29 protein-coding genes are annotated in these 25,932 nt (G+C 68.2%); 25 read left to right on the top strand and 4 right to left on the bottom strand.

Annotation, left to right across the window (positions count from 1 at the left end; genetic code table 11):
- The first annotated feature begins 102 nt into the window (after window positions 1-102).
- From ftsE to smpB, 3 genes are all read left to right on the top strand, one after another.
- Window positions 103-1,236, top strand: coding sequence for a cell division ATP-binding protein FtsE (gene ftsE, locus ACLFA2_RS02445; RefSeq protein WP_021199786.1), 1,134 nt, complete (start codon window positions 103-105; stop codon window positions 1,234-1,236).
- Window positions 1,233-2,147 (top strand): permease-like cell division protein FtsX, encoded by a 915-nt coding sequence (ftsX, locus tag ACLFA2_RS02440; protein ID WP_021199785.1) that lies wholly within the window; start codon window positions 1,233-1,235, stop codon window positions 2,145-2,147. Before ftsE ends, ftsX begins: the two co-directional genes overlap by 4 nt.
- Before the next feature lie 63 nt (window positions 2,148-2,210).
- Window positions 2,211-2,687, top strand: coding sequence for an SsrA-binding protein SmpB (gene smpB, locus ACLFA2_RS02435; RefSeq protein WP_021199784.1), 477 nt, complete (start codon window positions 2,211-2,213; stop codon window positions 2,685-2,687).
- A gap of 55 nt (window positions 2,688-2,742) precedes the next feature.
- Here the strand turns inward: smpB and ACLFA2_RS02430 are convergent, their stop codons facing one another.
- Together ACLFA2_RS02430 and lexA are read right to left on the bottom strand one after the other, a co-directional pair.
- Window positions 2,743-4,611, bottom strand: coding sequence for a S9 family peptidase (locus ACLFA2_RS02430; protein ID WP_426621967.1), 1,869 nt, complete (start codon window positions 4,609-4,611; stop codon window positions 2,743-2,745).
- 93 nt (window positions 4,612-4,704) lie between these two features.
- Window positions 4,705-5,391 carry a transcriptional repressor LexA gene (gene lexA, locus ACLFA2_RS02425; protein ID WP_021199782.1) on the bottom strand — a complete coding sequence of 229 codons (687 nt, stop codon included), beginning with the start codon at window positions 5,389-5,391 and terminating at the stop codon, window positions 4,705-4,707.
- Between the two features lie 289 nt (window positions 5,392-5,680).
- Between lexA and ACLFA2_RS02420 the strand changes: the two genes are divergently transcribed.
- The 8 genes from ACLFA2_RS02420 to ACLFA2_RS02385 all read left to right on the top strand — a co-directional run bounded on the left by ACLFA2_RS02420 (window position 5,681) and on the right by ACLFA2_RS02385 (window position 11,571).
- Window positions 5,681-6,049 (top strand): LysM peptidoglycan-binding domain-containing protein, encoded by a 369-nt coding sequence (locus tag ACLFA2_RS02420; protein ID WP_021199781.1) that lies wholly within the window; start codon window positions 5,681-5,683, stop codon window positions 6,047-6,049.
- A 57-nt stretch (window positions 6,050-6,106) separates the two neighbouring features.
- Entirely contained in the window at window positions 6,107-7,201 is a 1,095-nt protein-coding gene (locus tag ACLFA2_RS02415) for a histidinol-phosphate transaminase (protein WP_426621966.1), read from the top strand.
- Window positions 7,198-7,815 carry an imidazoleglycerol-phosphate dehydratase HisB gene (gene hisB / locus ACLFA2_RS02410; RefSeq protein ID WP_426621965.1) on the top strand — a complete coding sequence of 206 codons (618 nt, stop codon included), beginning with the start codon at window positions 7,198-7,200 and terminating at the stop codon, window positions 7,813-7,815. Before ACLFA2_RS02415 ends, hisB begins: the two co-directional genes overlap by 4 nt.
- Complete coding sequence (gene hisH / locus ACLFA2_RS02405) at window positions 7,812-8,447, top strand: imidazole glycerol phosphate synthase subunit HisH (protein WP_021199778.1); 636 nt, start codon at window positions 7,812-7,814, stop codon at window positions 8,445-8,447. Before hisB ends, hisH begins: the two co-directional genes overlap by 4 nt.
- A gap of 103 nt (window positions 8,448-8,550) precedes the next feature.
- Window positions 8,551-9,297 carry a bifunctional 1-(5-phosphoribosyl)-5-((5-phosphoribosylamino)methylideneamino)imidazole-4-carboxamide isomerase/phosphoribosylanthranilate isomerase PriA gene (gene priA, locus ACLFA2_RS02400; protein ID WP_029260604.1) on the top strand — a complete coding sequence of 249 codons (747 nt, stop codon included), beginning with the start codon at window positions 8,551-8,553 and terminating at the stop codon, window positions 9,295-9,297.
- Window positions 9,281-10,078 (top strand): SseB family protein, encoded by a 798-nt coding sequence (locus tag ACLFA2_RS02395; RefSeq protein WP_426621964.1) that lies wholly within the window; start codon window positions 9,281-9,283, stop codon window positions 10,076-10,078. Before priA ends, ACLFA2_RS02395 begins: the two co-directional genes overlap by 17 nt.
- 22 nt (window positions 10,079-10,100) lie before the next feature.
- Window positions 10,101-10,514, top strand: coding sequence for a hypothetical protein (locus tag ACLFA2_RS02390; RefSeq protein WP_401125273.1), 414 nt, complete (start codon window positions 10,101-10,103; stop codon window positions 10,512-10,514).
- 244 nt (window positions 10,515-10,758) lie between these two features.
- Window positions 10,759-11,571, top strand: a complete 813-nt coding sequence (locus ACLFA2_RS02385) for an alpha/beta hydrolase (protein WP_426621963.1) — start codon at window positions 10,759-10,761, stop codon at window positions 11,569-11,571.
- On the opposite strand, the gene ACLFA2_RS02380 is transcribed toward ACLFA2_RS02385, so the two are convergent.
- On the bottom strand, window positions 11,568-11,966 hold the full coding sequence (locus ACLFA2_RS02380) for a DUF1844 domain-containing protein (RefSeq protein WP_017828562.1): 399 nt from the start codon (window positions 11,964-11,966) through the stop codon (window positions 11,568-11,570). The genes ACLFA2_RS02385 and ACLFA2_RS02380 overlap by 4 nt on opposite strands.
- 255 nt (window positions 11,967-12,221) lie before the next feature.
- On the opposite strand from ACLFA2_RS02380, the gene infC reads away from it, so the two are divergent.
- From infC to rplT, 3 genes are all read left to right on the top strand, one after another.
- A complete protein-coding gene (gene infC / locus ACLFA2_RS02375) occupies window positions 12,222-12,848 on the top strand; it encodes a translation initiation factor IF-3 (protein ID WP_096359486.1) in 627 nt (208 codons plus the stop codon).
- A 73-nt stretch (window positions 12,849-12,921) separates the two neighbouring features.
- Window positions 12,922-13,116 (top strand): 50S ribosomal protein L35, encoded by a 195-nt coding sequence (gene rpmI / locus ACLFA2_RS02370; RefSeq protein ID WP_017828564.1) that lies wholly within the window; start codon window positions 12,922-12,924, stop codon window positions 13,114-13,116.
- Between the two features lie 34 nt (window positions 13,117-13,150).
- A complete protein-coding gene (gene rplT, locus ACLFA2_RS02365) occupies window positions 13,151-13,537 on the top strand; it encodes a 50S ribosomal protein L20 (RefSeq protein WP_021199772.1) in 387 nt (128 codons plus the stop codon).
- Between the two features lie 8 nt (window positions 13,538-13,545).
- Here the strand turns inward: rplT and ACLFA2_RS02360 are convergent, their stop codons facing one another.
- Window positions 13,546-13,998: a DUF2809 domain-containing protein gene (locus tag ACLFA2_RS02360; RefSeq protein WP_081860203.1), complete on the bottom strand. Its 453-nt coding sequence runs from the start codon at window positions 13,996-13,998 to the stop codon at window positions 13,546-13,548.
- A 57-nt stretch (window positions 13,999-14,055) separates the two neighbouring features.
- Between ACLFA2_RS02360 and ACLFA2_RS02355 the strand changes: the two genes are divergently transcribed.
- The 11 genes from ACLFA2_RS02355 (at window position 14,056) to ACLFA2_RS02305 (ending at window position 25,925) form a co-directional block, all read left to right on the top strand.
- Window positions 14,056-14,868 (top strand): TrmH family RNA methyltransferase, encoded by an 813-nt coding sequence (locus tag ACLFA2_RS02355; protein ID WP_031207314.1) that lies wholly within the window; start codon window positions 14,056-14,058, stop codon window positions 14,866-14,868.
- A 36-nt stretch (window positions 14,869-14,904) separates the two neighbouring features.
- Complete coding sequence (locus ACLFA2_RS02350) at window positions 14,905-15,576, top strand: response regulator transcription factor (RefSeq protein ID WP_021199769.1); 672 nt, start codon at window positions 14,905-14,907, stop codon at window positions 15,574-15,576.
- A 3-nt stretch (window positions 15,577-15,579) separates the two neighbouring features.
- Window positions 15,580-16,956, top strand: a complete 1,377-nt coding sequence (locus tag ACLFA2_RS02345) for a sensor histidine kinase (protein WP_167253462.1) — start codon at window positions 15,580-15,582, stop codon at window positions 16,954-16,956.
- Complete coding sequence (locus tag ACLFA2_RS02340) at window positions 16,953-17,915, top strand: TAXI family TRAP transporter solute-binding subunit (protein WP_021199767.1); 963 nt, start codon at window positions 16,953-16,955, stop codon at window positions 17,913-17,915. The genes ACLFA2_RS02345 and ACLFA2_RS02340 overlap by 4 nt, the downstream gene beginning before the upstream one ends.
- Before the next feature lie 254 nt (window positions 17,916-18,169).
- A complete protein-coding gene (locus tag ACLFA2_RS02335; RefSeq protein WP_029260612.1) occupies window positions 18,170-18,916 on the top strand; it encodes an amino acid ABC transporter ATP-binding protein in 747 nt (248 codons plus the stop codon).
- A gap of 55 nt (window positions 18,917-18,971) precedes the next feature.
- On the top strand, window positions 18,972-19,889 hold the full coding sequence (locus tag ACLFA2_RS02330) for a glutamate ABC transporter substrate-binding protein (RefSeq protein WP_021199765.1): 918 nt from the start codon (window positions 18,972-18,974) through the stop codon (window positions 19,887-19,889).
- Window positions 19,890-19,970: 81 nt separating this feature from the next.
- Window positions 19,971-20,618, top strand: a complete 648-nt coding sequence (locus ACLFA2_RS02325) for an amino acid ABC transporter permease (RefSeq protein ID WP_136025191.1) — start codon at window positions 19,971-19,973, stop codon at window positions 20,616-20,618.
- The gene (locus ACLFA2_RS02320; protein WP_021199763.1) at window positions 20,615-21,517 is read left to right on the top strand and encodes an amino acid ABC transporter permease; all 903 of its coding nucleotides are present in this window, start codon (window positions 20,615-20,617) and stop codon (window positions 21,515-21,517) included. Before ACLFA2_RS02325 ends, ACLFA2_RS02320 begins: the two co-directional genes overlap by 4 nt.
- Window positions 21,518-21,560: 43 nt before the next feature.
- Window positions 21,561-22,601, top strand: a complete 1,041-nt coding sequence (gene pheS / locus ACLFA2_RS02315) for a phenylalanine--tRNA ligase subunit alpha (protein ID WP_021199762.1) — start codon at window positions 21,561-21,563, stop codon at window positions 22,599-22,601.
- Complete coding sequence (gene pheT, locus ACLFA2_RS02310; protein WP_426621962.1) at window positions 22,601-25,111, top strand: phenylalanine--tRNA ligase subunit beta; 2,511 nt, start codon at window positions 22,601-22,603, stop codon at window positions 25,109-25,111. Before pheS ends, pheT begins: the two co-directional genes overlap by 1 nt.
- Window positions 25,112-25,196: 85 nt before the next feature.
- Window positions 25,197-25,925: a DUF402 domain-containing protein gene (locus tag ACLFA2_RS02305; protein WP_426621961.1), complete on the top strand. Its 729-nt coding sequence runs from the start codon at window positions 25,197-25,199 to the stop codon at window positions 25,923-25,925.
- Window positions 25,926-25,932 lie beyond the last annotated feature (7 nt).

The following is a 25,932-nucleotide window of genomic DNA, read 5'->3' as shown; positions in this document are numbered from 1 at the left end:
GTCGCGGATGGGGAGCTCTCCCCATCCGGCCCTGAGGGCGGAAGCGCCGTGCGGGGTGTCGCTCGCGGCCAGGCGACAGCCCGCACGTAGGCTCGTAGCGCCATGATTCGGTTCGAGAACGTCACGAAACGCTACCGCGGGACGTCGAAGCCCGCCCTCTCCGGAGTCGACTTCGAGGTGCAACGCGGGGAGTTCGTCTTCCTCGTCGGAGCCTCGGGTTCCGGCAAGTCCTCCTGTCTGCGCCTTATTCTGCGCGAAGACGTCCCGACGTCGGGGCGGGTCGCGGTGCTCGGCAGAGACCTGCGCGCGCTCGCGAACCGGAAGGTGCCTTACTTCCGCCGCCACATCGGGTCGGTCTTCCAGGACTTCCGGTTGCTGCCTTCGAAGACGGTCTACCAGAACGTCGCGTTCACGCTTCAGGTGACCGGTTCGTCGCGCGGCTTCATCCAGCAGGCGGTTCCGGAGGCTCTCGCCCTCGTGGGTCTCGACGGCAAACAGAAGCGGATGCCCCACGAGCTCTCGGGTGGAGAGCAGCAGCGGGTCGCCATCGCGCGAGCCCTCGTCAACCGTCCCCAGGTTCTGCTCGCCGACGAGCCGACCGGAAACCTCGACCCCGCGACGTCGGTCGACATCATGCAGCTGCTCGCTCGCATCAACGCCGGCGGCACCACTGTGCTGATGGCCACGCACGAAGCCGGATTCGTCGACCAGATGCAGCGCCGAGTGATCGAGCTGCGTGACGGGGAGATGGTGCGCGACGAGGTGCACGGCGGATACGGCGACACCTCCAACATCCCGCGCCTCGTCCCGGAGGAGGTGCGCGGAGCGGCGGCGGCGGCTGCTCTCACCGCGGTCCAGGAGGTGCAGCGTCAGACAGCCGATCTCTCGGTGGTGCGTGCCGCGCTGGCCGAGGAGCTCAGCACTCAGCGCAAGGCGGCCGCGTCCTCCGTCGACCGCGAGGGAGAGACCGTGGTTCCCCCGGCCCCGCGCACGGTCGAACCTCCGGAGCCGGTGCATTCCCCGGAGACCGGCGCCGCGGCCGGAGTCGTGGAGCCTCCTGCTGTCGCGGAGACCCCTGCTGTCGCGGAGCCTCGTGCTGTCGTGGAACCTCCGACGGTGATCCGGCCGCGTACCCATCCGATCGCTCTGCCGACGGTGGACGTCGCCGAGCTCGGCGTCGCCGATCGCCTCGGACTCTCCGATGAAGACGACGAGGAAGTGGGCCCGACCTCATGAGAATCGGACTCATCCTGACCGAAGCCCTGGGCGGCCTGCGGCGGAACATCTCGATGGTGATCTCCGTCGTGCTCGTCACCTTCGTCTCCTTGACGTTCGTGGGCGCCGCGATCCTCATGCAGGGGCAGATCGGGGTCATGCGCGGGTACTGGGCCGAACGTGCCCAGGTGGCGGTGTACATGTGTTCGGCGGTCTCGGAATCCGAGACGTGCCTCGACGGCGCGGCGAGCGAGGAGCAGGTCGCCTCCGTCCGGGCTCAGCTCGAGGGTGACGCGCTCAAGCCGCTCATCAGCTCCATGACCTTCGATACGAAGGAAGAGACGTACGCCAAGCTCGTCGACCAGCTCGGCGCGGACCAGGCGAGCGTGCTCTCGCCCGACCAGGCGTTCGAGGTGTTCTTCGTCACGATGAAGGACCCTGGTCAGTCGCAGGTGCTCGCCGAGGCGTTCAGTGGACAGGCCGGGGTCGAGCAGGTCAAGGACCAGCTGCAGTATCTCGAGCCGTTGTTCTCCGCGTTGACGGTCGCGACCTACATCGCGGTGGGAATCGCCGTGCTCATGCTCATCGCGGCGACCCTGTTGATCGGCACGACCATCCGATTGTCCGCGTATGCGAGGCGCAAGGAGATCGGCATCATGCGCTTGGTCGGAGCCTCGAACCGCTTCATCCAGACGCCGTTCGTCCTCGAGGGCGTGTTCGCCGCCTTCCTCGGCTCGGCTCTGGCCAGCGTCGCCGTCGTCGCCGGTATGCACTTCGGGGTCAACGGCTACCTGCGGGGGAGGGTGCCGTTCATCACCACATGGGTCACGATGCAGGACGCGGCTCTCGTGGTTCCCGTGCTGATCGGGATCGGCGTGATCCTCGCCGCGCTCTCCGCCGGCTTCGCGATCCGACGCTGGCTGCGTACCTGATAGCCTGAAAGGCTGCTCGGTCGGAACGATCGATCGAGCTCATCACGGCAACAGGAGAGCATCATGCCCAGGGAACGCGGAGAGAAGGTCGTCGCGACCAATCGTCGCGCACGTCACGACTACACGATCGAGAAGTCGTACGAAGCGGGGATGGTGCTCACCGGCACCGAGGTCAAGTCGCTGCGTCAGGGTCGCGCCAACCTCAGTGACGGCTATGCGTTCGTGAAGGGGAACGAGGTCTTCCTCGATTCCGTGCACATCCCCGAGTACTCGCAGGGGCACTGGACGAACCACTCGGCCAAACGCATCCGCAAGCTGCTCCTCCATCGCGAGGAGATCGCCAAGATCGCGCACGCCGTCTCGGCCGGGGGATACACCCTCATCCCGCTGAAGCTGTACTTCTCCGACGGTCGTGCCAAGGTCGAGATCGCCCTGGCGAAGGGCAAGCGCGAATACGACAAGCGGCAGACCCTGCGCGAGCGTCAGGACACCCGTGAGGCCGACCGTGCCATGCGTCTGCGCAATCGCGTGGGAGAGTAGCCCCGGGCTCTCAGGCCCCGACTCTCCGGCACTGCCGTGACGAGTCGACAGCCCGTCACGGGCGCGGGTGGAAGCCGAAGACGCGGCCGAGGAACGCCAGCTCGCGGTCGAGGGAGTCGACGATGGTCTCCGCGCTCCGGAAACCATGTCCCTCGGTGGGATAGAGGACGTACTCGTGCTCGATGCCGCGCTCTGCCAGAGCATCGCGGATCGCCTCGGACTGGGATGGAGGGACGACGCGGTCCTCGCCGCCCTGCAGGAGCAGGACCGGGACAGTGATGCGATCTGTGTGCGTGAGCGGTGAACGCTCGACGTACAGATGCTCGTACTCGGGCAGCGGGCCCACCAGACCGTCGATGTACGATGCCTCGAAGTCATGAGTCTCCGCGGCCAGCATGCGCAGGTCGGCGACGCCGTAGCGGCTGATCCCCGCGGCGAAGGCTCCGCCTCGTACCAGTGCCGACAGCACGGTCCAGCCGCCTGCCGATCCGCCGCGGATGGCCAGGCGGTCGGGGTCGGCGAGCCCGGAGGCAGCCAGGCCCCGCGCCGCCGCGATCACGTCGTCGACGTCGACGACACCCCACTGGCCGTCCAAGCGTTCGCGATAGGCACGACCATAGCCGGTGGAGCCCCCGTAGTTCACGTCGAGCACGCCGATCCCGCGGCTCGTGTAGAAGGCGATCGCTGCCGAGGCTGCCCCGGTCACATGCGCCGTCGGTCCGCCGTGGACCAGCACGACGTAGGGCGGGAGCTCGTCGTCGGGGGCCTCCTCGTCGGGGTTCGCCGGCGGATAGGCGAATGCGTGCACGGCGCCGTGCGGACCGTCGATCTCGATCGACATCGACGCCGGCATCCAGCGCGGATCGACGGGCTCCCCGCCGCGCACGGCGACGACCTCCCCCGACTCGATATCGACGCACCAGAGCCCCGCCGCCACCCGGGAACCGTTGCCGGAGAGCAGCACCCGGGTGCCGTGGACCGCATCGACGCTCACATGACCGTCGCCGGGGAACTCGATGATGCTCTCGCCCCCTCCGGTGTCGATCACGACGACGTCGTCGCGCCCGTTCGTGCGGACGGCGACGATGCGGCCGTCCTCCAACGGCTGATACCAGCGGTTGCCGAGCACCCAGAGCCCGTAGCCCGTGTCGGCATCGGACGGGGCCAGCGGCCGCGGGGATCCGGAAGGCGTCACCCCGTCGATGGCGATGCGGTGGAGTGTCCAGCGGTCATCGGCGATGTCGGCGAAGACCAGTTCCGTGTCGCTGAGCCACTCGGGCTGCAGCGCCGCTCGCGAGGGGATCGTCCGCGGGAGGCCTCCGTCGACCTCGGCGATCTGCACGCGCGCGCTCTCCCACGGCATCTTCCCCCGTTCCCAGGCGACCCACGCGGCGCGGGTCCCGTCAGGGGAGAATGCGGGGTGGGCGAAGAACCCCTCGCCCTGCACGATCACGCTGACCGCGGACTCGTCTTCTGCGGCGGAGCCGTCGAGCGGGATCTCGACGATCGCGCGGAGGTGCGGTGTGGTCGAGAGGTCTTCGCGCACGGCGAGCAGACGTCCGTCCTGCACGCGCAGACCTCCGTGCGCGGGACCGGCAGCGGTGAGCGTGACGAGATCCCCGTCGGGGGTCAGGCGGCGCACCCGCTGGTCTGAGGCGTCGACGAAGTAGAGCGTCCCCCGATCGTCCGCCGTCCAGGCGCCGCCACCGTATTCGTGCACGCGGGAGCGGGCGTTCCAGGGCGCGGGGAGGACCTCGGCGCCCGTGGAACTCCGTACCGTCACCCGTCCCTTCTCGGACGGCACCGACTCACCCCACCAGATCTCCGTGCCGACGAAGCGGGCGCCGTCGATGCGAGGAGAGGACGCCGCGACTGATGCCGCGGAGAAAGGCGAAGGCCAGGAACCGTAGGGGGACGACGTCATGCTTCGAGCCTATGGGGCGCTGGCACGAGCGTCACGCGGGGCGCACACGAAGGCCCTCCAGGGAACCGGGAGGGCCTTCGTCGTGCTCTCGTCTCAGACCGCGCGGAGCACCGCCACGATCTTGCCGAGGATCACGGCTTCATCGCCCAGGATGGGCTCGAACGCCGAGTTGCGCGGGAGCAGCCACGTGTGGCCGTCGCGACGGCGCAGCACCTTGACGGTGGCCTCGCCGTCGAGCATCGCCGCGACGATCTCGCCGTTCTCGGCGCTGTTCTGCGAACGGACGACGACCCAGTCGCCGTCGCAGATGGCGGCGTCGATCATCGACTCGCCGGAGACCTTGAGCATGAACAGGTCGCCCTTGCCCACCAGCTGGCGGGGGAGCGGGAAGATCTCCTCGACCTGCTGGTCGGCGGTGATCGGCACACCCGCGGCGATGCGTCCGACCAGGGGGACGAGTGCCGCATCGCCGACCGGTGTCGCCACGTCGGCGGGATTCTCGGTGCTGGCCCCCGGGAGGTCGATGAGCACTTCCATGGCGCGGGTCTTCCCGGGGTCGCGACGCAGATAGCCGCTGAGCTCCAACTGCCCGAGCTGGTGGGTGACGCTGGAGAGGGACTTGAGACCGACGGCGTCGCCGATCTCGCGCATGCTCGGCGGGTAGCCGTGGTGCGCGATCGAGTTCTGGATGACCTCGAGGATCGCCATCTGCTTCGGGCTGAGGCTCTTCCGGCGGCGCGTGCGCGGTGCCTCCGACTCGGGGGCAGAGTTCTCGCTCATGGTGCTCCTTCAGTGCGTGATCCGACGTCCCTCTTCGAATGTCGGAGGCCCGTGGTGGGGTGTCCTTATCGAAACCGTATCCGAGAAACGGGCCGATCTGGAAGATCTGTTCGAGCGTGTCGGCTCATTTCCGGATTCGGTTTCGAAGAATACTTGACAGATGTTCGAACTCGAAGATATCTTCGGTACGTAGCTTCGCATTCACGGCTCCCGGCCGAGACGGGAATGCGAACGCTACGCCAACTTCCCCGGCGGCCTCACCGCTCCGGGACAGGCTAAGGAGCACCACATGAGCAGCATCAGCTTCAGCACCGCAGCAGTCATTCCGGCGTCGACCCGTCCCACGACGCGACTCCGACTGACGACGCGTGGCCGCGCCGTGCTGCTGGCTTTCGCCTCGGTGCCGCTCGCGATCGGTATCGCCTTCGCGGCGCTCAGCGGTGGCAGCGCGATCGCTTCGGGAGCAGATTCGGCCGCCGTCAGCGTCGAGACGGTGACCGTCATGCCAGGAGACACCCTCTGGTCGATCGCCACCAGCGTCGCTCCCGATGCCGACCCGCGCGACGTCATCGGTGAGATCAGCCGGATGAACCTGCTGCGCGGTGGAGAACTCCAGATCGGCCAGACGCTCGCCATCCCGGCCCAGTACGTGAACTGATCCGGCGGCGGCAGCACAGCAGCAACTTTGCGTCATCGAGGCAAGGCGCCGCTTAACATGGGAAGGGTGACCCTCTCCCTCAACGATCTCCCGCTACGCGACGATCTTCGCGGATTGACGCCATACGGCGCTCCGCAAGCGCCGCTCCCGATCGCGCTCAACGTGAACGAGAACACGCATCCGATCCCCGACGCGGTGGCGAGCGACATCCTCGACGACATCGCCGTCGCGATCCGCGACGTCAACCGCTATCCGGACCGGGAGTTCACGACGCTCCGCGAGTCGTTCGCGGAGTACCTGGGGCATGGGCTCACACCGGAGCAGATCTGGGCCGGCAATGGCTCGAACGAGGTTCTCCAGCACATCCTCCAGGCTTTCGGAGGTCCCGGGCGCACGGCGTTCGGTTTCGCGCCGACGTATTCGATGTACCCGCTCATCGCCCAGGGGACGGGAGCACGCTGGATCGCCGGCACGCGTCAGCCCGACTACACGATCACCCCGGACGAGGCTGCCGAGCAGGTGCGGGCCGCCGATCCCGATGTGGTCATCCTCTGTTCTCCCAACAACCCCACCGGCACGCCGCTCGGGCTGGACGTGATCGAAGCCGTGTACGACGCGGCCCGAGGCATCGTGATCGTGGATGAGGCGTACCAGGAGTTCGCGCCGCGCGATGCGATCTCCGCCCTGACTCTGCTCGACGGACGCCCGCGTCTCGCCGTCTCGCGCACCATGAGCAAGGCCTTCGCCTTCGCCGGGGCCCGGGTCGGGTACCTCGCTGCCGACCCCGCCTTCATCGACGCGTTGCGTCTGGTGCGTCTGCCCTATCACCTGAGCGCTCTCACCCAGGCGGCGGCGATAGCGGCCCTGCGCAACGCCGACGTGATGCTCGCGATGGTGGAGGAGATCGTCGAGCAGCGCGATCGGATCACGGCGACCCTCGAAGCGCTCGGATACCAGCCGCACGAATCGTGGTCGAACTTCGTCCTGTTCGGCGGCGTCGCCGACCCGCGGGCCACCTGGCAGCACCTGTACGACCGCGGCGTGCTCGTGCGCGATGTCGGCATCCCCGGACACCTCAGGGTCAGCGCGGGCACGGAGGCCGAGACCACCGCGTTCCTCGAGGCGCTGGCCTCGATAGGATCGGCTTCATGAGCACCCCCGTACTGACCCCGCGCACCGCGAACCGTGTGCGCAGCACGTCGGAGTCCACCGTCGAGCTCGAGCTGAACCTCGACGGCACCGGGGCGAGCCGTATCGACACGTCCGTGCCGTTCTTCGACCACATGCTCACCGCCTTCGCGAAGCATTCGCTGACCGACCTCACGGTGCGGGCTTCCGGCGACACGCACATCGACGCGCACCACACGGTGGAAGACGTCTCGATCGTGCTCGGCCAAGCCATTCTCGAAGCTCTCGGGGACAAGTCCGGGATCTCCCGTTACGGCGACGCGCTCGTTCCCCTCGACGAGGCACTGGCGCAGGCGGTCGTCGACATCTCCGGTCGTCCGTATCTCGTGCACACGGGAGAACCTGAAGGCTTCGAACACCACCTCATCGGCGGGCACTTCACCGGTTCGCTGGTGCGTCACTCATTCGAGGCCATCAGTTTCAATGCCGGTCTGACCGTGCACGTGCGTGTGCTCGGCGGGCGTGATCCGCACCACATCGCCGAGGCGGAGTACAAGGCGTTCGCCCGCGCGTTCCGCGAGGCCAAGGCTCTGGATCCGCTCGTCGACGGGATCCCGTCCACGAAGGGTGCGCTGTGAGCGCAGCGCCCCGGGTCGCGGTGTTCGACTACGAGTCGGGCAACGTCCACTCGGCGGTGAAGGCGCTCGTCGCCGCCGGCGCGGATGCCGTGCTGACGCGCGACCGCGCCACCGCTCTCGAGGCGGATGGACTCGTCGTCCCCGGTGTCGGTGCATTCCAGGCCGTCCGCGATGCCCTGCGCGCCCACGGAGGGGACGAGATCATCGATCGCCGTCTCGCCGGCGGCCGTCCGGTCCTCGGGATCTGCGTCGGGATGCAGGTCCTCTTCGAGCACGGCGTCGAGCGCGGTCACGACACCGAAGGGCTCGGCGAGTGGCCCGGCGCGGTCACCGAGCTCAATGCCCCGGTGCTGCCGCACATGGGCTGGAACACGGTCGAGCCCGGTGCCGACAGCGTGCTCTTCCGAGGCATCGAGCAGGAGCGCTTCTACTTCGTGCACTCCTACGCCGCGCAGTCCTGGGAACTCGACGTCATCCCGCCGTTCCCCGAGCCCGTTTTGACCTGGACGACGTACGGCGACCCGTTCCTCGCCGCCGTCGAGAACGGGCCGCTCTCGGCGACGCAGTTCCACCCGGAGAAGTCCGGGGAAGCCGGCATCCAACTGCTGCGCAACTGGGTCGGAAGCCTCTGACGTCTCCGGCAGGCGTCACCCGTTTTGTTCCCCGCCGTCCGGCGGACTACCCTCGGTTCTCGTGCCCGCACCGGGCCGTAGAGCTTCCCGATACAAGGACCCCATGAACGACTTCGCGCAGTCCCCCTCGCTCACGCTCCTTCCCGCCGTCGATGTCGCCGGGGGCAAGGCCGTCCGCCTGACCCAGGGCGAGGCCGGAACCGAGACCAGCTACGGCGACCCGTTGGATGCCGCAGGGGAGTGGGTGGCGCAGGGAGCGAAGTGGATCCACCTCGTCGACCTCGACGCCGCGTTCGGCCGTGGCAGCAACGCACCGATCCTGCGCAAGGTCATCAAGCAGTTCAAGGGCGTGAGCATCGAGCTCTCCGGTGGCATCCGTGATGATGCGACGTTGGAGGCGGCTCTGGAGAGCGGCGCCACCCGGATCAACCTGGGCACGGCCGCGCTGGAGAACCCGGAGTGGGCGGCCGATGTGATCGGCCGTTACGGCGAGGCGATCGCGGTCGGCCTCGACGTGCGGGGGACGACGCTCGCCGCCCGCGGATGGACCAAGGAGGGCGGTGACCTCTGGGAGGTTCTCGACCGCCTCGAAGACGCCGGCTGCAGCCGTTATGTCGTCACCGACGTCACGAAGGACGGCACTCTTCGCGGCCCCAACATCGAACTGCTCCGCGAGGTCACCTCACGTACCCCGAAACCGGTCGTCGCATCCGGCGGGATCTCGAGCCTCGACGACATCGCCGCGCTCCGCGATCTCGTGCCGCTGGGCGTCGAAGGTGCGATCGTCGGCAAGGCACTCTACGCCGGCGCGTTCACGCTGGCTGAGGCTCTGGATGTCGCAGGAGACTGACGCGCACGCCTGTGGGCCGGAATCGCGCAACCACGGCGATTCGGCGGGCGTCCCCTGGGAGGGGCGCAGCTTCGAGTCGAATCCGCACGCGGCGGACGACGGTTCCGCCGATCCCGCCCTGCTGGCCGCGCTGCTGCGGTTCCGTGCGGGTGAAGGCAGTCAGGTCGACGTGGTCGACGCCTTCCGTACCGCGCGCGTGCTGATTCCGCTTATCGCCGAGAAGGGTGAGGAGGGGGTCGCGCCGAGCGGTCTCACCGTCGACAAGACGCAGGAACTGTCCATCGTGACGGTCGCGGCGCCTGACGGCCGGCGCGTGCAGCCGGTCTTCTCGTCCGTGCAGGCGATGCAGGCATGGGATCCGACCGCGCGACCGATCCCCGTCGAGGCCGTTCGAGCCGCGTTGGCGGCGTCGGCGGAGGACACCGATCTCATCGTTCTCGACCCGACGTCAGAGACGGAGTTCGTGATCCGGCGTCCCGCGGTCTGGGCGATCGCTCAGGAGCAGCGCTGGGAGCCCAGCTTCCTGTCGACAGAGGTGTTCACGGCTCTCCAGGAGAGCGTGGCGCACGAACTGGCGGTGATCGACGTGGCGGTGGCTGCGGGCGATCCCAACGCGCGGCTCCGGGGCCCCGAGCTGATCGTGGTCCTCGAGCTCGTCGACGGTCTGGAGCGTGAGGTGCTCGATGCCGTGCTCTCGCGTCTCGCTCAGCGCTGGGCGTCCGATGATCGCATCGCTGTGCTCGCCGACTCGCTGACCGTGAAGCTCCGCCGCAGCGTCTGAGAACGTTCGCTACGATCGGGGCATGTCCCGCGGTCTGATGCGAGTCCTCGCCGTGGTCGCGCTCCTGGGTGGTGCCGCGACCGGCACCACGGGTTGCTACACCGCGTGCCCGGCGATCGGCTACGTCAACGGGGTGGTCGTCGACGTGAGCGTATTCCCGGACACCGCGGCCATCCAGTTCTGCGTGGACGCGGAGTGCTCACCGGCGCCGGGGGAGGACGAGACCTCCTCGACCAACCTGTTCGCGGCGTCCCGTCAGGACGACGGGACCTGGCGGCTCATGTTCGACATGTCGACACCGGAGGAGGTCGACATCCGCCTGTTCGACGCGCAGGGCACCGTCATCCACGAATCCGAGGAACCGATCGTCTGGACGCACGCTGATGGCCCGTGCAGCGGCCCCTCCACCGCGGACCCCCTGATCCTGGAGCCCTGATCCTTCGTCGCCGGAGATGACGGTCTCCACTTCGGACCGCGGGCGGGAACGGGAACGCGTCTCCGCGGGGAGGTGCGCGGTCCGATCGCTGCTGCCGGTGCTGATAGCGTCGGAGATCCGTGCAGGAAGCGAGGAGGTGGTATCCGTGAACGAAGTGACGTCGGTGCTCCTCCGGGGAGTCACGGTCGGGCGATAGGTCGTCCGGGAGCGCCGCATATCAGCAGCATTCCCGAAAGGCACGACCATGAACTTCACCTCTGAACAGAATCTCGACGGCGGACTCACCGAGCGCGAATTCACCATCGGTGACATCTCCGGCATCATGTGGACGCCGCCAGCCGCTTCCTCCTCCGCGCCGGTTCCCCTCATCCTGATGGGCCAACCCGGCGGAATCGGCATGCGACGAATGTACCCACGCCTGGCGGCACGAGCGCGCAGCGCGGCGGCGCAAGGCTTCGCTGCGATCTCGATCGAGGCGCCCGGAGCGGGCGACCGAACGCCGCTGCCTGGCGCGGCGCAGGCGCGGGCTGACCTCGTTCGTGCGATCTCTGCCGGCGAAGGGCCGGGCGAGGAGGTCATCGACCAGCTGATACTTCCTCTCGTCGATCAGGCGGTGCCGGAATGGCAGACCACGCTCGACGAGGCTCTTGCCCTTCCCGAGATCGGCGAGCGGACGGCATTCTCCGGTGGGGTGATCGCAATCGGAGTACGTCTCGCCGCGATCGACTCACGCATCGTCGCGGCAGGCCTCTTCGCCGGCAGCTATGTGCCCTGTACGACGATGGAGGAGGCGCGTCGGGTCACCATCCCGCTGCATGTCCTCCTGCAATGGGATGACGAGGGCAACGACCGCCGGATGGCGCTCGACCTGTTCGACGCCTTCGGATCGACCGAGAAGACGCTCTACGCCAACATGGGCGGCCACACGGGCGTCCCGCAGTTCGCCGGCGAGGATGCCGCGCGCTTCTTCGCCCGCCATCTCGGCTCTGTCGGCGGCGGAGAAAGCGCGGCTTCGAGCCCGTCGGTTGCGCAGGTCTCACACCTGCGCCGAAGCTAGTTGACCGGTCCGGTCCACTTCTCGCCCGGGCCCTTGCCGATCGGGTCGGGGATCGTGGAGGCCTCGCGGAAGGCGAGCTGCAGTGAACGAAGGCCGTCGCGCAGGGAGCGCGCGTGCATGTCGCTGATCTCCGGAGCGCCGGCGGTGATGAGTCCGGCGAGGGCGTTGATGAGCTTGCGCGCTTCGTCGAGGTCGATCTGCGCCGCGGCGTCCGGATCGTCGGCGAGCCCGAGCTTGACGGCTGCCGCGCTCATGAGGTGCACGGCGGCGGTGGTGATCACCTCGACGGCGGGTACATCGGCGATGTCTCGTGTGGCCGACGATGCGGCCTCCTCCTGACGTGCCCAGCGCTCTTCGCGCTCGCGTGCAGCCTCGTCCGGTGCCTGGTTCGTCACTTCGCCTTGCTTTCTGTTAGACTTTGGCGGGCTCCGGAGCGTCATGCTCCGGATCGAAAGAGGATTCACTTCCCACCCGCGCTTGCCGTTCAAGGCTACCGGGTCTTGCACTCCACCGGCTCCGTTCGCAAGACGGACCCGGCAGGTAGGGTGCGGAGCCGGCGTCTGAATGCCGGTGGGCGGGGACGATTCCGATTTCGCCCGTGATGCAGACAGCATCGCGGTGGCCGAATCACATCGTCTAAGGAGTTCCGCATCAGCGATCCCCGTACCAATGAGCGCATCCGCGTCCCCGAGGTCCGCCTCGTCGGCCCCGCGGGTGAGCAGATCGGCGTCGTCCGCATCGAGGCAGCGCTGCGCCTCGCGCAGGAAGCCGATCTCGACCTCGTCGAGGTCGCCCCCAACTCGAAGCCGCCCGTCGTCAAGATCATGGACTACGGCAAGTTCAAGTACGAGGCCGCCCAGAAGGAAAAGGAAGCTCGCCGCAACCAGGCGAACACGATCCTCAAGGAAGTCCGTTTCCGTCTGAAGATCGAGGCCCACGACTACACGACCAAGCTCAAGCGCGCCGAGGGGTTCCTCAAGGCCGGCGACAAGGTCAAGGCCATGATCCTTTTCCGTGGTCGTGAGCAGTCGCGTCCCGAGCAGGGTGTTCGTCTGCTGCGCAAGTTCGCCGAAGACGTTGCCGAGCTCGGCACGGTCGAGTCGAACCCGACCATCGACGGTCGCAACATGGTCATGATCGTGGCGCCGCTCAAGAGCAAGTCCGAGGCCAAGCAGGAACAGAATGCGGTTCGCGACGCGCAGCGCGCGGCGAACAAGCAGGCTTCGCGCGACGCGAAGAACGAGTCGGACGCACCGGCCGCGGCTCCGGCGGAGTGACTCCCGCCCCCAGAACTCCCGCACCGCGGGTTGACACCGTCGCCTGAGAAGGCGCCATACGAAGGAAGAGAAGATGCCGAAGCAGAAGACCCACTCGGGTGCTAAGAAGCGCTTCAAGATCACCGGAAGCGGAAAGCTGAAGAAGCAGCAGGCCGGGATGCGCCACAACCTCGAGCACAAGTCGAGCCGTCGCACCCGTCGTCTGAACCAGGACCAGGTGCTGTCGAAGGCTGACACCAAGGTCGCGAAGAAGCTTCTCGGTCGCTGACGCGCGCCGAACGCACGAATAGGAACACAGGAAAATGGCAAGAGTCAAGCGGGCAGTAAACGCCCACAAGAAGCGCCGGGTCATCCTCGAGCGCGCCTCCGGTTACCGCGGACAGCGTTCGCGCCTGTACCGGAAGGCCAAAGAGCAGGTCATCCACTCGCTGGTCTACTCGTACCGTGACCGTCGCAAGCGCAAGGGTGACTTCCGTCGCCTGTGGATCCAGCGCATCAACGCTGCGGCTCGCCAGAACGGCATGACCTACAACCGCTTCATCCAGGGCCTCGGCATCGCCGGTGTCACGGTGGACCGTCGCATGCTCGCCGACCTCGCGGTCAACGACGCGGCGACGTTCACGACGCTGGTCGAGACGGCGAAGAAGGCTCTGCCCTCCGACGTCAACGCACCGAAGTCGGCTGCGTAAGCACCTCTTCACACAGGGCGCTCTCCTTCGGGAGGGCGCCCTGTGGCGTTTCTGGATGCACTGCGGCCCACGGCCCGCGTGACTCCCATGTCGATCAGGGAGGTCGCGGCGACCGCGATTGCGTACACGGCGAGGTCCCGCAGGTCGAAGCCCGAGCCGAGGACGAGTCGGATCGGCGGGAACATCGCTCCCCATTCGCGAGGAAGGCCGGTGAGCTGGAGCAGCTCGACGCCGGCGCAGACCACGAAGGACAGGAACGCCACAGCGGGACGAGGCCATCGCGGGGCGACGAGGGCCACGAGCAGGTAGATGAGCACGGCGTACAGCGCGTCGCCCGCGATGTCGCCGACCGCACCGCTCATGCCGCGATGGACGACCAGACCGATCCCGACCGTCGCGACAGCGAGAACGGCGAGGGCGACCCGCCGACGAGAGGTGTTCGCAGCAGCGCTGTGGGTCATCCCGGCACCTTATCCCGATGGTGCGGGAACCAGCCCGGCGTTCCCTAGACTGTGATCGTGCTGGAGAACCCCCGTTCGCCCCGAGTCCGAGCCGTCGCGAAGCTGACCAAACGAAGCGCGAGGACCGAGACGGGCCTGTTCCTTCTGGAAGGCCCGCAGTCCGTGCGCGAAGCGCTCACCTATCGTCCCGAGGCGATCGTCGAGCTGTTCGCGACGCCCAACGGGTGGGAGCGGCACCCCGACATCCGCGCGAAGGCCGCCGATGCCGACATCGACGTCGAGTACGTTACCGAGTACGTCCTCAACGCGATGGCCGACACCGTCACCCCGCAGGGACTCGTGGCGGTGGTGCAGCAGACACCGACCTCCGTGCGCGACATCTTCGACGCCGCGCCGCGACTGGTGGCGATCTGCGAAGAGGTGCGCGATCCCGGCAATCTCGGCACGATCATCCGGGCGGCGGATGCGGCGGGCGCCGATGCCGTCGTGCTCACGGGACGAACCGTCGATCCCTACAACCCGAAGGTGGTGCGTGCCACGACGGGTTCGCTGTTCCACCTCCCGGTGTCGGTCGGGGGAGACCTCGCCGATGTCGTCAAGCGCGCACACGATGCAGGTCTCCGCATCCTCGCAGCCGATGTGAAGGGTGACGATCTCTTGGCGGCGCGCGCCGAGGGCGTGCTCGCCGAGCCCACCGGATGGCTCTTCGGGAACGAGGCGCGGGGGCTCGAAGACGATGCGCTGGCCCTCGCCGACCAGGTGCTCAAGCTGCCCATCTTCGGTCGTGCCGAATCCCTCAACCTGGCGACGGCCGCCAGCGTGTGCCTCTACGAGAGTGCATTTGCACAGCGTGCGTCCGCTGGCGACTGAGTTCTCGGGCGCCGAGGGAAGCAGGAAGCGGAGTCGATGAGGATTCTGATCGTCGAGGACGACGACCGGGTCGCCGGGGCGCTCGAGGCCTTCCTCGGACGGTCGGGATACGCGACTGTGCGCGCGGCGGACGGCGCTGCCGCGCTGGGCATGCTGGGAGCCGACACCGAGGTGGTCCTCCTCGACCTCGGTCTCCCCGACATCGACGGCGTCGACCTGTGCCGTCGCATCCGGGGGCGCTCGGAGGTTCCGATCGTGATCGTGACCGCCCGCAACCAGGTCGCCGAACGCATCAAGGGACTGCGCGCGGGCGCGGACGACTTCGTCGTGAAGCCCTATGACGTGCACGAGCTCCTCGCCAGGATCGAGGCGGTCACCCGGAGGTCGAGGCCGATGAGACCGGAGGCCGACGCCCGGGTGCTGCTGCACGACGGCCATGTCGACATCGACCTCGTCGCCCGTCAGGTGCTCGTCGACGGCACGGCGATCGACCTCACACGCAAGGAGTTCGACATCGTCGCCGTCCTCGCCCGATACCCAGGGGTGGCGGTGCCGAAGGAGCGCCTGATCCGTGAGGTATGGAACACCGACTGGCGCGGGTTCGGGCACTCGCTCGAGGTGCACGTCGGAGCGATCAGGAAGAAGACCGGAGTCCGTGGGGTCATCGAGACCGTGCGCGGAGTCGGCTATCGTCTTGCGGGGTCCTGAGCCATGCGGCGCCGTCTGATCATCGTCTTCCTCGTGCCGCTCGTCGCGATCCTGGCCGCGCTCGGCGGCGCAGCCGGATGGAGTGCGGCGCACAGCGTCCAGCAGGCGTTCTACACGCAGCAGCTCGGCGACCTCGGGTATTTCGTCACGAGTGCGCGTCAGGCCCTGCGGTCCGGCAGCGCCGCCGTGATCGACGCCGAGGTGGCGCGCTTCCGCGAGGTGTACGGAATCGAGGTCACGGTCTTCGATCTCGGCGGCAATGTCTGGGCGGCGGGGGAGCAGGACCCGGCCGCGCTCCCGGACGAGGACGCCGAGCGGGTCAGACTCGCGCTTTCCGGGCGGCGTGCCGAGCAGCCGACGGTCCTGTTCCCGTGGACCGTCGCGGACGCCGCCCTGGCCGAGCCGGTGTTCGACGACGGGGACGTGATCGGTGCCGTGCTGGTGGCCGGAGATGTGGAGGCACCGCGCGCGGCGATCCTTCAGCAGATCCTGCTCATCTCGGCGATCGCGCTGGTGCTGGTCGCCCTCGGGGTGCTGCTCGTGTTCCGGCTCGCCCGGTGGGTGCTGTCGCCGGTGCGACGGCTCGACGAGGCGATGGTGGCGATCGAGCGGGGCGAGATGGACGCGCGTGTCGCCGCCGACGACGGTCCGCCGGAGCTGCGCCGCATGGCGCAGGTCTTCAACGGCATGGCCGACGAGATCGAGCGTGTGATGACGCGGCAGCAGGAGTTCGCGCTGAATGCCTCCCACGAGCTGCGCAACCCCCTCAACGCCCTGCTCCTGCGCGTCGAGCATCTGGCGACGGGACTGGGGAAGGAGTGGCAGGGTGATGTCGAGGAGACGCGGGAAGAGGGGCGACGGATGACCCGCATCCTCGAAACGCTCCTCGGGCTGGCTCGTGGGGGACGAGGCGACTCGACCATCTCGGCGGTCGACCTCGCGACGCTCGCCGCTCGCCGACGGGACGCGTGGCGCGACGTCGCCGCCCAGCGCGGGGTCGTCTTGCGTGCCACGGGGGTTTCGCCGGTGATGAGCGTGACCGACCGGACGATCGTGGAGAGCGCGCTGGATGCGGTGATCGACAATGCCGTGAAGTTCTCTCCCGAGGGCGCGCCGATCGAGATCGGTGCGGAACGCGAGGGCCAGGTCTGCCGGATCACCGTCCGCGATCACGGTCCGGGGCTGACGGAGGAGCAGGCCGCGGCGGCGACCGACCGGTTCTGGCGCAGTGTCGACAGCGGGGACACCCCGGGGTCCGGACTCGGCCTCGCCATCGCGAGTGACCTGCTCGCCACGGTCGGCGGCGAATTGGCCGTCGCTGCGGCGGAGGGCGGCGGTCTCGCTGTCACACTCGTGCTCCACGATGGGACGACCCCGTGACGGCCGGCGTGCGACGGTTGCTCGCCGGCGCGAGCGCTCTCCTGCTGGCGGTCGGCGTGACCGCGTGCAGTCCGCGTGCGAGCGAGTGGACGGACGAGGAGTACGCCATCGCCAGCGGCGGGTCCACCGGCGTCTACTACGACTACGGCAGCCACCTGGCCGAAGACCTGTCGGACTCGTTGGATATCCGGATGGTCGCGCAGGAGACGGCGGGTTCCGTCGACAACCTGCTCCGGGTGAGTTCGGGGGAGGCGCTGATCGGGTTCGCGCAGGGAGACGCCGCGGCAGACGCGGTGGCGGGCTCCGGCGCCTTCGACCATCCGCTGGAGGTGCAGGCCCTCGCCCGCCTGTACGACGAGTACGTGCAGGTCGTCGTACGCGGAGAGTCGGAGATCTCGGGTATCGGGGATCTGGCCGGCCGCACCATCTCCCTCGGTGCGGAGAACTCCGGGGTGAACGTGATCGCCGCTCGGGTGCTGGATGCGGCAGGTGTCGATCTCGGCTCCGTGCGCAATCCCCAGCTCGACCTCAGCGAGTCGATCGAGGCGATGGAGCGTGGCGACATCGACGGCTTCTTCTGGGTCGGCGGGCTGCCCACCCCGGGGGTGGCCGAGCTCTCGGAGAGGTCATCGGTCCGCCTGCTCCCGATCGAGCAGGAGTGGGTCAACGAGGTGAACGAACGGTACTCGCACGCGTACCGACCGGCCGACGTCCCGGCCGGCACCTACGGCCTGCAGGATTCCGCGCCCACGATGGCCGTTCCCAACTATCTCGTCACCGCAGCCTCCACCCCGGACGCCGTCGCTCGTGACGTGCTCGCCGGATTGTTCGATGCACGTCTGCGCATCGCGGGGGAGGTGCCGACCGCCGCGCTGCTGGACCGGCGTTCGGCGATCTTCACCGGCCCCGTCCCGCTGCACCCCGGGGCAGCCGACTACTACCGGGATCAGCGCGGCTGACTGCTCAAGAAATCCTCAAGAAGTCTGACACCGTGGGTGGCGCTCTGCCATTGTGAGGTCGATCGCGCACGATCGTCGCCTGTTGCTCAACTGTCGTTGGGGAGCTGCAGCAGGACGATTCCGCGGCCCGTGGGGGCGGGCCGCGGGGTACCCATGCACAGCAGCATTGGTGCCGCGATCAGGTGATTACGAACGTGTAAATCTCACCGAGGTGCCTGGAGACCCGCGTCCGACGTGGCTAGTTTGGAGAAATGATGACCTCTGATACCCCGCTTGTCGTGGTCGAGAACGTCCAGAAGCACTACGGCGACTTCCAGGCGCTCACCGACATCGACCTGACCGTCAACTCGGGAGAGGTCGTCGTCGTGATCGGCCCGTCCGGCTCCGGCAAGTCGACCCTGTGCCGCACGATCAACCGCCTCGAGACGATCACGAGCGGCACCATCCGCATCGACGGCAAGGAGCTGCCGGCGGAGGGGAAGGGACTCGCCCACCTGCGTGCGGACGTCGGCATGGTCTTCCAGTCCTTCAACCTCTTCGCCCACCTCACGATCCTCGAGAACGTGACCCTCGGCCCGATCAAGGTCCGCGGCCTCAAGAAGGCGGATGCCGAGAAGGAGGCGATGGTGCTGCTCGAACGCGTGGGCGTGGCGCAGCAGGCATCGAAGCTCCCGGCCCAGCTGTCCGGCGGGCAGCAGCAGCGCGTGGCGATCGCCCGCGCCCTCGCGATGCAGCCCAAGGTGATGCTGTTCGACGAGCCGACCAGCGCCCTCGACCCCGAGATGATCAACGAGGTCCTCGACGTCATGGTCGAGTTGGCCCAGGACGGCATGACGATGATCGTCGTCACCCATGAGATGGGCTTCGCCCGCAAGGCCGCCGACCGCGTCGTCTTCATGGCCGACGGACGGATCGTGGAGGAGGCGACTCCCGAGGAGTTCTTCACGCACCCGAAGAGCGACCGCGCCAAGGACTTCCTCTCGAAGCTCCTCACGCACTGACGCCCCCGCACCGACCACACAGACCCTGCACACACAGCACACGAAGGAGACGCACATGCGACGCACACGGACACTGGCAGGTATCGGAATCGCAGCGGCCGCGCTGCTGGCGCTCACGGCCTGCAACAGCGGCACGCCGTCCAGCACAGGAGCCCCGGAGGGCGGCGACGAGGGCGACACCTCCAGCAGCACGCCGTGGACCGTGCTGACCGACGTCAGCATCGAGGGAAGCCCGACGTTCGACCGGATCGAGTCGGCAGGCACGGTCAAGGTCGGCGTCAAGGAGGACCAGCCGGGTCTGGGGTACCTCGACCCGGTGACCGGCGACCGCACCGGATTCGACGTCGACATCGCCCGCTGGATGGCGGCATCGCTCGGCGTCGACCCGGAGAAGATCGAGTTCCAGGCGATCGCCTCCGCGAACCGCGAGCAGGCCATCGTGAACGGCGACATCGACTACTACGTCGGCACGTACTCGATCACCGACAAGCGCAAGGAGCAGATCTCGTTCGCCGGTCCCTACTTCGTCACGGGTCAGGGCCTCCTGGTCGGTGCCGACAGCGACATCAAGAGCGTCGATGACCTGAGCGCGGAGACGACCGTCTGCTCGGCGACCGGCTCGACGCCGATCCAGAACATCAAGACGAACTACCCCGACGTGCCCACCAAGGAGTACGACACGTACTCGAAGTGCGTCGAGGACCTCAAGAACGGTCAGGTCGACGCCGTCACGACCGACGAGGCGATCCTCATCGGCTACGCGGCCCAGGACCCGGACAAGCTGAAGGTCGTCGGAGAGCCCTTCAGCGAGGAGCGCTACGGCATCGGACTCGCCAAGGGCGACGACGCTCTGGCCGAGTACTTCAACACGCAGCTGACCGACGGCGGCAAGATCTGGCAGCAGATCTTCGACAACAACCTCGGCGCGTCCGGCGTCAAGGCGACCCAGCCCGAGGTCGACCCGATCGGTTGATCCCGGCGGGGCGGTCGACCCGGTCGACCGCCCCGCTCATCGGCACGAACCACCCGAGAACCCGAATCGACAGGAGCAGCAGTGGGAGTCATCACCGACCACCTCGACCTCTGGGGAGAGGCACTGTGGGGAACCATCGTGCTGTTCCTGGGTGGCGGCATCATCGCGCTGATCCTCGGACTGATCGTCGGAGCCGCGCGTGTGTCTCCGGTTCCGATCGCCCGCGCCGTCGGCGGCGTGTACGTCAACTGGATCCGCAACACCCCGTTGACGCTCGTCATGTTCTTCTTCGCGTTCTGCCTCCCGATCCTGCTGGGGGAGCGCGTGAACCCCCTGCCTCTGGCAGTGGCCGCTCTCGGCATCTACACCGCGACGTACGTCGCCGAGGCGCTGCGAGCCGGCATCAACACCGTGCCCGTCGGCCAGGCCGAGGCGGCGCGAGCGATCGGCCTGAACTTCGGACAGGTCATGCGCTACGTCGTGCTGCCGCAGGCGACGCGCTCCGTCGTCCCGCCCATGATGAGCGTCCTCATCGCCCTCATGAAGAACACCACGGTGGCTGCGGGCTTCTCCGTCGCCAACCTGGGGACCATCCGTGCGGCATTGAGCGAACAGGGGGAGAACGCTCTGGCCGTGCTGCTCTGGGTCATGGTCGTCTTCGTGGTCCTGGTGCTGCTGCTCGCCTGGGTGCAGCGCGTTCTCGAGAACAAGTGGAGGATCGCGCGATGAGTTCCGTTCTTTTCGACGTCCCCGGCCCCCGTGCCATCGCCCGCAACCGGCTCATCGGAGCCGCCACGGTCCTCGTCGTCCTCGCCGTGCTCGGCTGGGTCGTGTGGAGGCTGTTCGCCACCGGACAGTTCTCCGCCGAGAAGTGGAACATCTTCACGTTCTCCGCCGTCTGGGTCCGCTTCGGCGAAGGGCTGCTGGCCACGCTGGCCGCCTTCGCGGTCGCCGGCGTCGGGTCCATCGCGCTCGGCTTCCTGCTCGGCATCGGCCGCCTGTCGGAGCACGCCTGGGTGCGTGAGCCCGTCCGGTGGATCATCGAGGTGCTGCGAGCGGTGCCCGTTCTCATCCTGATGATGCTGCTGTACTACGGCCTTCCCGTGATCGGCGTGAAGATGCCGCCGTATTGGGCCGTCGTGATCGCTCTGATCGTGTACAACGGCTCCGTGCTCGCCGAGGTGCTGCGTGCCGGCATCGAATCGCTGCCGCGCGGGCAGAAGGAAGCCGGCTACGCGATCGGACTCCGGAAGACCGGGGTGATGTACTTCATCCTGATCCCGCAAGCCGTGCGGGCCATGATGCCGGTGATCATCGCGCAGCTCGTCGTGGCGCTCAAGGACACCGCGCTCGGGTTCATCATCACGTACCAGGAGCTCCTCTACGTCATCAACCAGATCGGCAACCAGGCGCCTTACGGGTCCCCGCTGATCCCCGCGGCGATCGTCGGCGGATCGATGTACGTGGCCGTGTGTCTCCTGCTCTCCTACATCGCCTACCGCCTCCAGCGCCGTGCCAAGCGCTCGCCGAAGGCCGGGCCGGCGGTACCGGATCCCCGTCAGCACGGGGGCGAGACGAACACCTCGCTCATCGTCCTGCAGGGCGACGGGTCCGAGGCGTCGCGCTGATCCGCGAAAGCGACCCACGCGCCCCCGGGTAGACTCGATTCTCGTGTCAGAGTCTCCTGAAATCACCCCGGAAGCGGTCGAAGCCGCTGTCGCCGACGCCCTCGCGGCGATCGCCGCAGCCACCGACACCGCCGAGCTGAAAGCGGCTCGTGCCGCACACGTCGCCGACGGATCGCCGCTCGCGGTCCTGAATGCCTCGATGCGACAGGTCGCCCCCGAGAACAAGGCCGCTTTCGGCAAGCTCGTGGGTCAGGGACGCGGGCGGGTGACGCAGGCGCTGGCGGCGAAGGAAGCCGAACTGGCGGAGGCCGAGGTCGCTGCGCGGCTCGAGGCCGAGCGGGTCGACATCACCGCCGTGCCGTCGCGCACCCGCGTCGGTGCCCGGCACCCGCTCACCCTGCTCCAGGACCAGGTCTGCGACATCTTCGTCGGCATGGGATGGGAGATCGCGGAGGGGCCGGAGCTCGAGCACGAGTGGTTCAACTTCGACGCCCTGAACTTCGATGTCGACCACCCCGCCCGTCAGGAGCAGGATACGTTCTACGTCGACCCCACCTCCCGCCACCTCGTGATGCGCACGCACACGAGCCCGGTGCAGGTGCGTTCGATGCTCGACCGCGAGGTGCCGATCTACGTGCTGTGCCCCGGCCGCGTGTACCGCACCGACGAGTTCGACGCCACGCACCTGCCGGTGTTCACCCAGTTCGAGGGACTCGTGATCGACAAGGGCATCACGATGGCGCACCTCAAGGGCACACTCGATCACTTCGCGAAGCAGCTCTTCGGGCCCGAGGCCAAGACGCGCTTCCGCACCAACTACTTCCCCTTCACCGAGCCCTCCGCCGAACTCGACCTGTGGCACCCGACCTTCAAGGGCGGCGCGCGCTGGATCGAATGGGGCGGCTGCGGCATGGTCAACCCGAACGTGCTGCGCGCCGCCGGGATCGACCCCGAGGTGTACAGCGGCTTCGCGTTCGGCATGGGCATCGAGCGGGGACTGATGTTCCGCAGCGACGTCCAGGACATGCGCGACATGGCCGAGGGCGATGTCCGATTCAGCGAGCAGTACGGGATGGTGGTGTGATGCGCGTCCCGCTTTCGTGGTTGCGTGAGTACGTCGATCTGGCAGCGGATGCCACGCCCGAGGACGTCCTCGCGGCACTGGTGACCGTCGGATTCGAAGAAGAGGATGTGCACCGCTTCGACATCACCGGTCCCGTGGTCGTCGGACAGGTCGTCTCGCTCGAGGCCGAGCCGCAGTCGAACGGCAAGACCATCAACTGGTGCCAGGTCGACGTCGGCGAGGCGAACGGCGGCATCCGTGGGATCGTCTGCGGTGCGCACAACTTCGTCGCCGGTGACAAGGTCGTCGTGACGCTGCCCGGTGCCGTGCTTCCCGGTCCGTTCCCGATCGCCGCCCGCAAGACCTACGGTCACGTGTCGGACGGCATGATCGCGTCGGCGCGCGAGCTCGGCCTGGGCGATGAGCACAACGGCATCGTGGTGCTGTCCGATCTCGGCATCGACGCGCCCGTCGGCACCGACGCGATCGCTCTGCTCGGCCTCGATGACGTCGCGGTGGAGATCAACGTCACTCCCGACCGTGGATATGCCTTCTCGCTCCGCGGCGTGGCCCGTGAGTACGCGCATGCCACCGGTGCGACCTTCCGCGACCCGGCCGAGCGCGACTTCGCCGAGCTCCAGCCCGGGTCCGGGCACACGACCGTGGTCGATGACGTCGCACCCGTGCGCGGGAACGTGGGTGCGAGCGAGTTCGTGACCCGCGTCGTCCGCGGTGTCGACCCCTCACGTCCGACGCCGCCGTGGATGGTCGCCCGGCTGAGTCTTGCGGGCATGCGCTCGCTGGGCGTGCTGATCGACATCACCAACTACGTGATGCTCGAGCTCGGCCAGCCGCTGCACGGCTACGACCTCGACAAGCTCACGGGCGGCATCACGGTGCGCCGCGCCACTCCCGGCGAGAAGATGACCACGCTCGACGGCGTCGAGCGCGCTCTGCACGCGGAAGACCTCCTCATCACCGACGAGTCCGGCCCGATCGGCCTTGCCGGCGTCATGGGCGGTGGCACGACCGAGATGAGCGACACCACGCGGAACGTGCTGATCGAGGCGGCGAACTTCGACCCCACGACCATCGCCCGCTCGGCACGTCGACACAAGCTGCCCAGTGAGGCGTCCAAGCGCTTCGAACGCGGTGTCGACCCGCTGATCCCGTTCGTGGCCGCCCGCCGCGCTGCCGACCTCATGGTCGAGCTCGCCGGCGGCACGCTCACGGAGGAGGGTGGAGCGCTGTTCGCCGAGGTCTTCGTCGGCGAGATCGAGCTCCCCGCCGGATTCGTGCAGGGGCTCATCGGCGTCGACTACTCCGACGACGAGATCACCGGTGCGCTGACCACCATCGGTGCCGATGTCACGGCGTCGGATGCGGGTTCCGGCTGGACCGTGATCCCGCCGACCTGGCGGCCCGACCTCACCGACAAGTGGACGCTCGCGGAGGAGGTCGCCCGCATCCACGGGCTCGACCGCATCCCCTCGGTGCTGCCGACGCCTCCGTCCGGTCGCGGCCTCACCGCCGACCAGCAGGGTCGTCGACGCGTAGCCGATGCCCTGGCTGCTGCCGGTCTCGTCGAGACGCCGTCGTTCCCGTTCACCACCGAGGCGCAGAACGACCTCCACGGCTCCGCATCGGGTGAACACCTCCCGAGCATCCGCCTGGCGAATCCACTCGACGGGCAGGCGCCGTATCTGCGTCGTTCGCTCATTCCCGGTCTGCTGCAGACCGCGCACCGCAACATCTCGCGCGGACTCACCGACCTGGCGATCTTCGAGACCGGCGTGGTCTTCCTGCCCGAGCCGGGCGTGGAGTACGGCACGGACGAGGTGCCGCCGCTGGGCGAGCGCCCGTCCGATGAGACGCTCGCCGCCCTGAACGCGTCGATCCCGCCGCAGCACCGGTTCATCTCCGCGCTGCTCACCGGCCTTGTCTCCCCGCGTCAGCCCGGTCGTCCCGCCGAAGCCGCAGGTCTCGTCGAGGCACTGGACGCGGTCCGCGTCATCGCGGCGGCGGCCGGCGTCGACATCGACGTGGTCCAGGCCGAGCGTGCGGCCCTGCACCCCGGACGCACCGGATCGCTCCGGGTCGCCGGGGAAGAGGTCGGCTACGTCGGTGAGCTGCATCCCGCTGTGGCGGAGGGCGCCGACCTTCCGGGGCGCGCGACCGTGTTCGAGGTCGACCTCGACCGCATCCTGTCGCTCGCCGGTGGTCGGGTCGTCGCGGCCTCGCTATCGACGTTCCCCGCTGCCACGCAGGACGTCTCGCTCACGCTGCCGGCAGACGTTCCGGCCGCGGATGTGCAGGCGGCTCTCGCCGAGGGTGCCGGTACGCTGCTGGAATCGGTGCGTCTCGTCGACGACTATCGCGGGGAGGGCGTGCCGGACGGCTCGAAGAGCCTGACGTTCGCCCTGCGCTTCCGTGCCGACGATCGCACGCTCACGGCGGCCGAGGCCACCGAGGCCAAGCTCGCCGGTGTCGAGGTCGCCGCACAGCGCTTCGGAGCCGCACTGCGCGACTGAGCACGGGAGCGCGACGCACCGCGCCGTGGGACGTACCGTGTCGTCGGTCAGACGATTCCGGTCGGCGCCGGAGTACCGTGGCGGGATGAGAATCCTCCCCCAGGGCACTCCGGCCGCCGTCCCGGATGACGCGCGGCCGCTCGGAGAAGGACCGTTCCTCGAGTCGGGCATGCAGATCGACTGGCACTATCGGAAGCCGGGATGGCAGCCGGGGGAGCCCTCCAGGATCGCTCCGATGCGGGTGGTGCGCGACGACGAACGGGGGCTCGTCGCATGGCTCGCGCCCGGAACGCTGCAGGAGGCTCCGGGAGCTCTCGGCGGACAGCGAGTGCGTGAAGTACCGCTCTCGCGTCGCTGGCTCGAGCCGCGGACGCGCATCGTCGAGCCCTGGCGCGGGAACGGCGTGCTGTGCATCGCCCCCGCCGGGCTGCCATGGTCGGTCTGGTTGTTCTGGAGCGACACCACAGGCCCGGACTGGTCCTTCGCCGGCTGGTACGTGAACCTCGAGAACGCCCATCTGCGCACCGATCACGACACCTACTCGTCCGACCACATCCTCGACGTCGAGATCGATCCGGAGGGCGGCATCCACCTCAAAGACGAGGACGAGCTCGTCGCCGCGATCCAGCAGGGGCGTCTCAGCCCCGAGCAGGCGGCGCAGATCGAGCGGCACGCAGACGCGGCCATCGCCTCGTTCGAGTCCGGTGACTGGCCGTTCGACGCCGCGTGGACACGTTGGCAGCCCGATCCCGCGTGGAGCGTCCCGGTGCTCGCGGGCCTGGATCGTCTGAGCACGCCCCCCGATCTGCTCTGAAGCGATC

The organism is Microbacterium sp. As-52, assembly GCF_049949185.1.
Lineage (GTDB): Bacteria > Actinomycetota > Actinomycetes > Actinomycetales > Microbacteriaceae > Microbacterium > Microbacterium maritypicum_A.
This window is presented reverse-complemented; position numbering and strand designations above follow the sequence as displayed.

Excerpts from the sequence above, each read along its gene's own strand:
- ACLFA2_RS02345 (WP_167253462.1), top strand. The coding sequence starts at position 15,580 with ATGCGGCGCCGTCTGATCATCGTCTTCCTCGTGCCGCTCGTCGCGATC.
- ACLFA2_RS02390 (WP_401125273.1), top strand. The coding sequence starts at position 10,101 with ATGTCCCGCGGTCTGATGCGAGTCCTCGCCGTGGTCGCGCTCCTGGGT.
- priA (WP_029260604.1), top strand. The coding sequence starts at position 8,551 with ATGAACGACTTCGCGCAGTCCCCCTCGCTCACGCTCCTTCCCGCCGTC.
- ACLFA2_RS02360 (WP_081860203.1), bottom strand. The coding sequence starts at position 13,998 with ATGACCCACAGCGCTGCTGCGAACACCTCTCGTCGGCGGGTCGCCCTC.
- rplT (WP_021199772.1), top strand. The coding sequence starts at position 13,151 with ATGGCAAGAGTCAAGCGGGCAGTAAACGCCCACAAGAAGCGCCGGGTC.
- ACLFA2_RS02330 (WP_021199765.1), top strand. The coding sequence starts at position 18,972 with ATGCGACGCACACGGACACTGGCAGGTATCGGAATCGCAGCGGCCGCG.
- ACLFA2_RS02430 (WP_426621967.1), bottom strand. The coding sequence starts at position 4,611 with ATGACGTCGTCCCCCTACGGTTCCTGGCCTTCGCCTTTCTCCGCGGCA.
- lexA (WP_021199782.1), bottom strand. The coding sequence starts at position 5,391 with ATGAGCGAGAACTCTGCCCCCGAGTCGGAGGCACCGCGCACGCGCCGC.
- ftsE (WP_021199786.1), top strand. The coding sequence starts at position 103 with ATGATTCGGTTCGAGAACGTCACGAAACGCTACCGCGGGACGTCGAAG.
- hisB (WP_426621965.1), top strand. The coding sequence starts at position 7,198 with ATGAGCACCCCCGTACTGACCCCGCGCACCGCGAACCGTGTGCGCAGC.
- ACLFA2_RS02385 (WP_426621963.1), top strand. The coding sequence starts at position 10,759 with ATGAACTTCACCTCTGAACAGAATCTCGACGGCGGACTCACCGAGCGC.
- pheT (WP_426621962.1), top strand. The coding sequence starts at position 22,601 with ATGCGCGTCCCGCTTTCGTGGTTGCGTGAGTACGTCGATCTGGCAGCG.
- ACLFA2_RS02305 (WP_426621961.1), top strand. The coding sequence starts at position 25,197 with ATGAGAATCCTCCCCCAGGGCACTCCGGCCGCCGTCCCGGATGACGCG.
- ftsX (WP_021199785.1), top strand. The coding sequence starts at position 1,233 with ATGAGAATCGGACTCATCCTGACCGAAGCCCTGGGCGGCCTGCGGCGG.
- ACLFA2_RS02420 (WP_021199781.1), top strand. The coding sequence starts at position 5,681 with ATGAGCAGCATCAGCTTCAGCACCGCAGCAGTCATTCCGGCGTCGACC.
- rpmI (WP_017828564.1), top strand. The coding sequence starts at position 12,922 with ATGCCGAAGCAGAAGACCCACTCGGGTGCTAAGAAGCGCTTCAAGATC.
- ACLFA2_RS02320 (WP_021199763.1), top strand. The coding sequence starts at position 20,615 with ATGAGTTCCGTTCTTTTCGACGTCCCCGGCCCCCGTGCCATCGCCCGC.
- ACLFA2_RS02415 (WP_426621966.1), top strand. The coding sequence starts at position 6,107 with ATGGGAAGGGTGACCCTCTCCCTCAACGATCTCCCGCTACGCGACGAT.
- ACLFA2_RS02350 (WP_021199769.1), top strand. The coding sequence starts at position 14,905 with ATGAGGATTCTGATCGTCGAGGACGACGACCGGGTCGCCGGGGCGCTC.
- smpB (WP_021199784.1), top strand. The coding sequence starts at position 2,211 with ATGCCCAGGGAACGCGGAGAGAAGGTCGTCGCGACCAATCGTCGCGCA.
- ACLFA2_RS02395 (WP_426621964.1), top strand. The coding sequence starts at position 9,281 with ATGTCGCAGGAGACTGACGCGCACGCCTGTGGGCCGGAATCGCGCAAC.
- ACLFA2_RS02335 (WP_029260612.1), top strand. The coding sequence starts at position 18,170 with ATGACCTCTGATACCCCGCTTGTCGTGGTCGAGAACGTCCAGAAGCAC.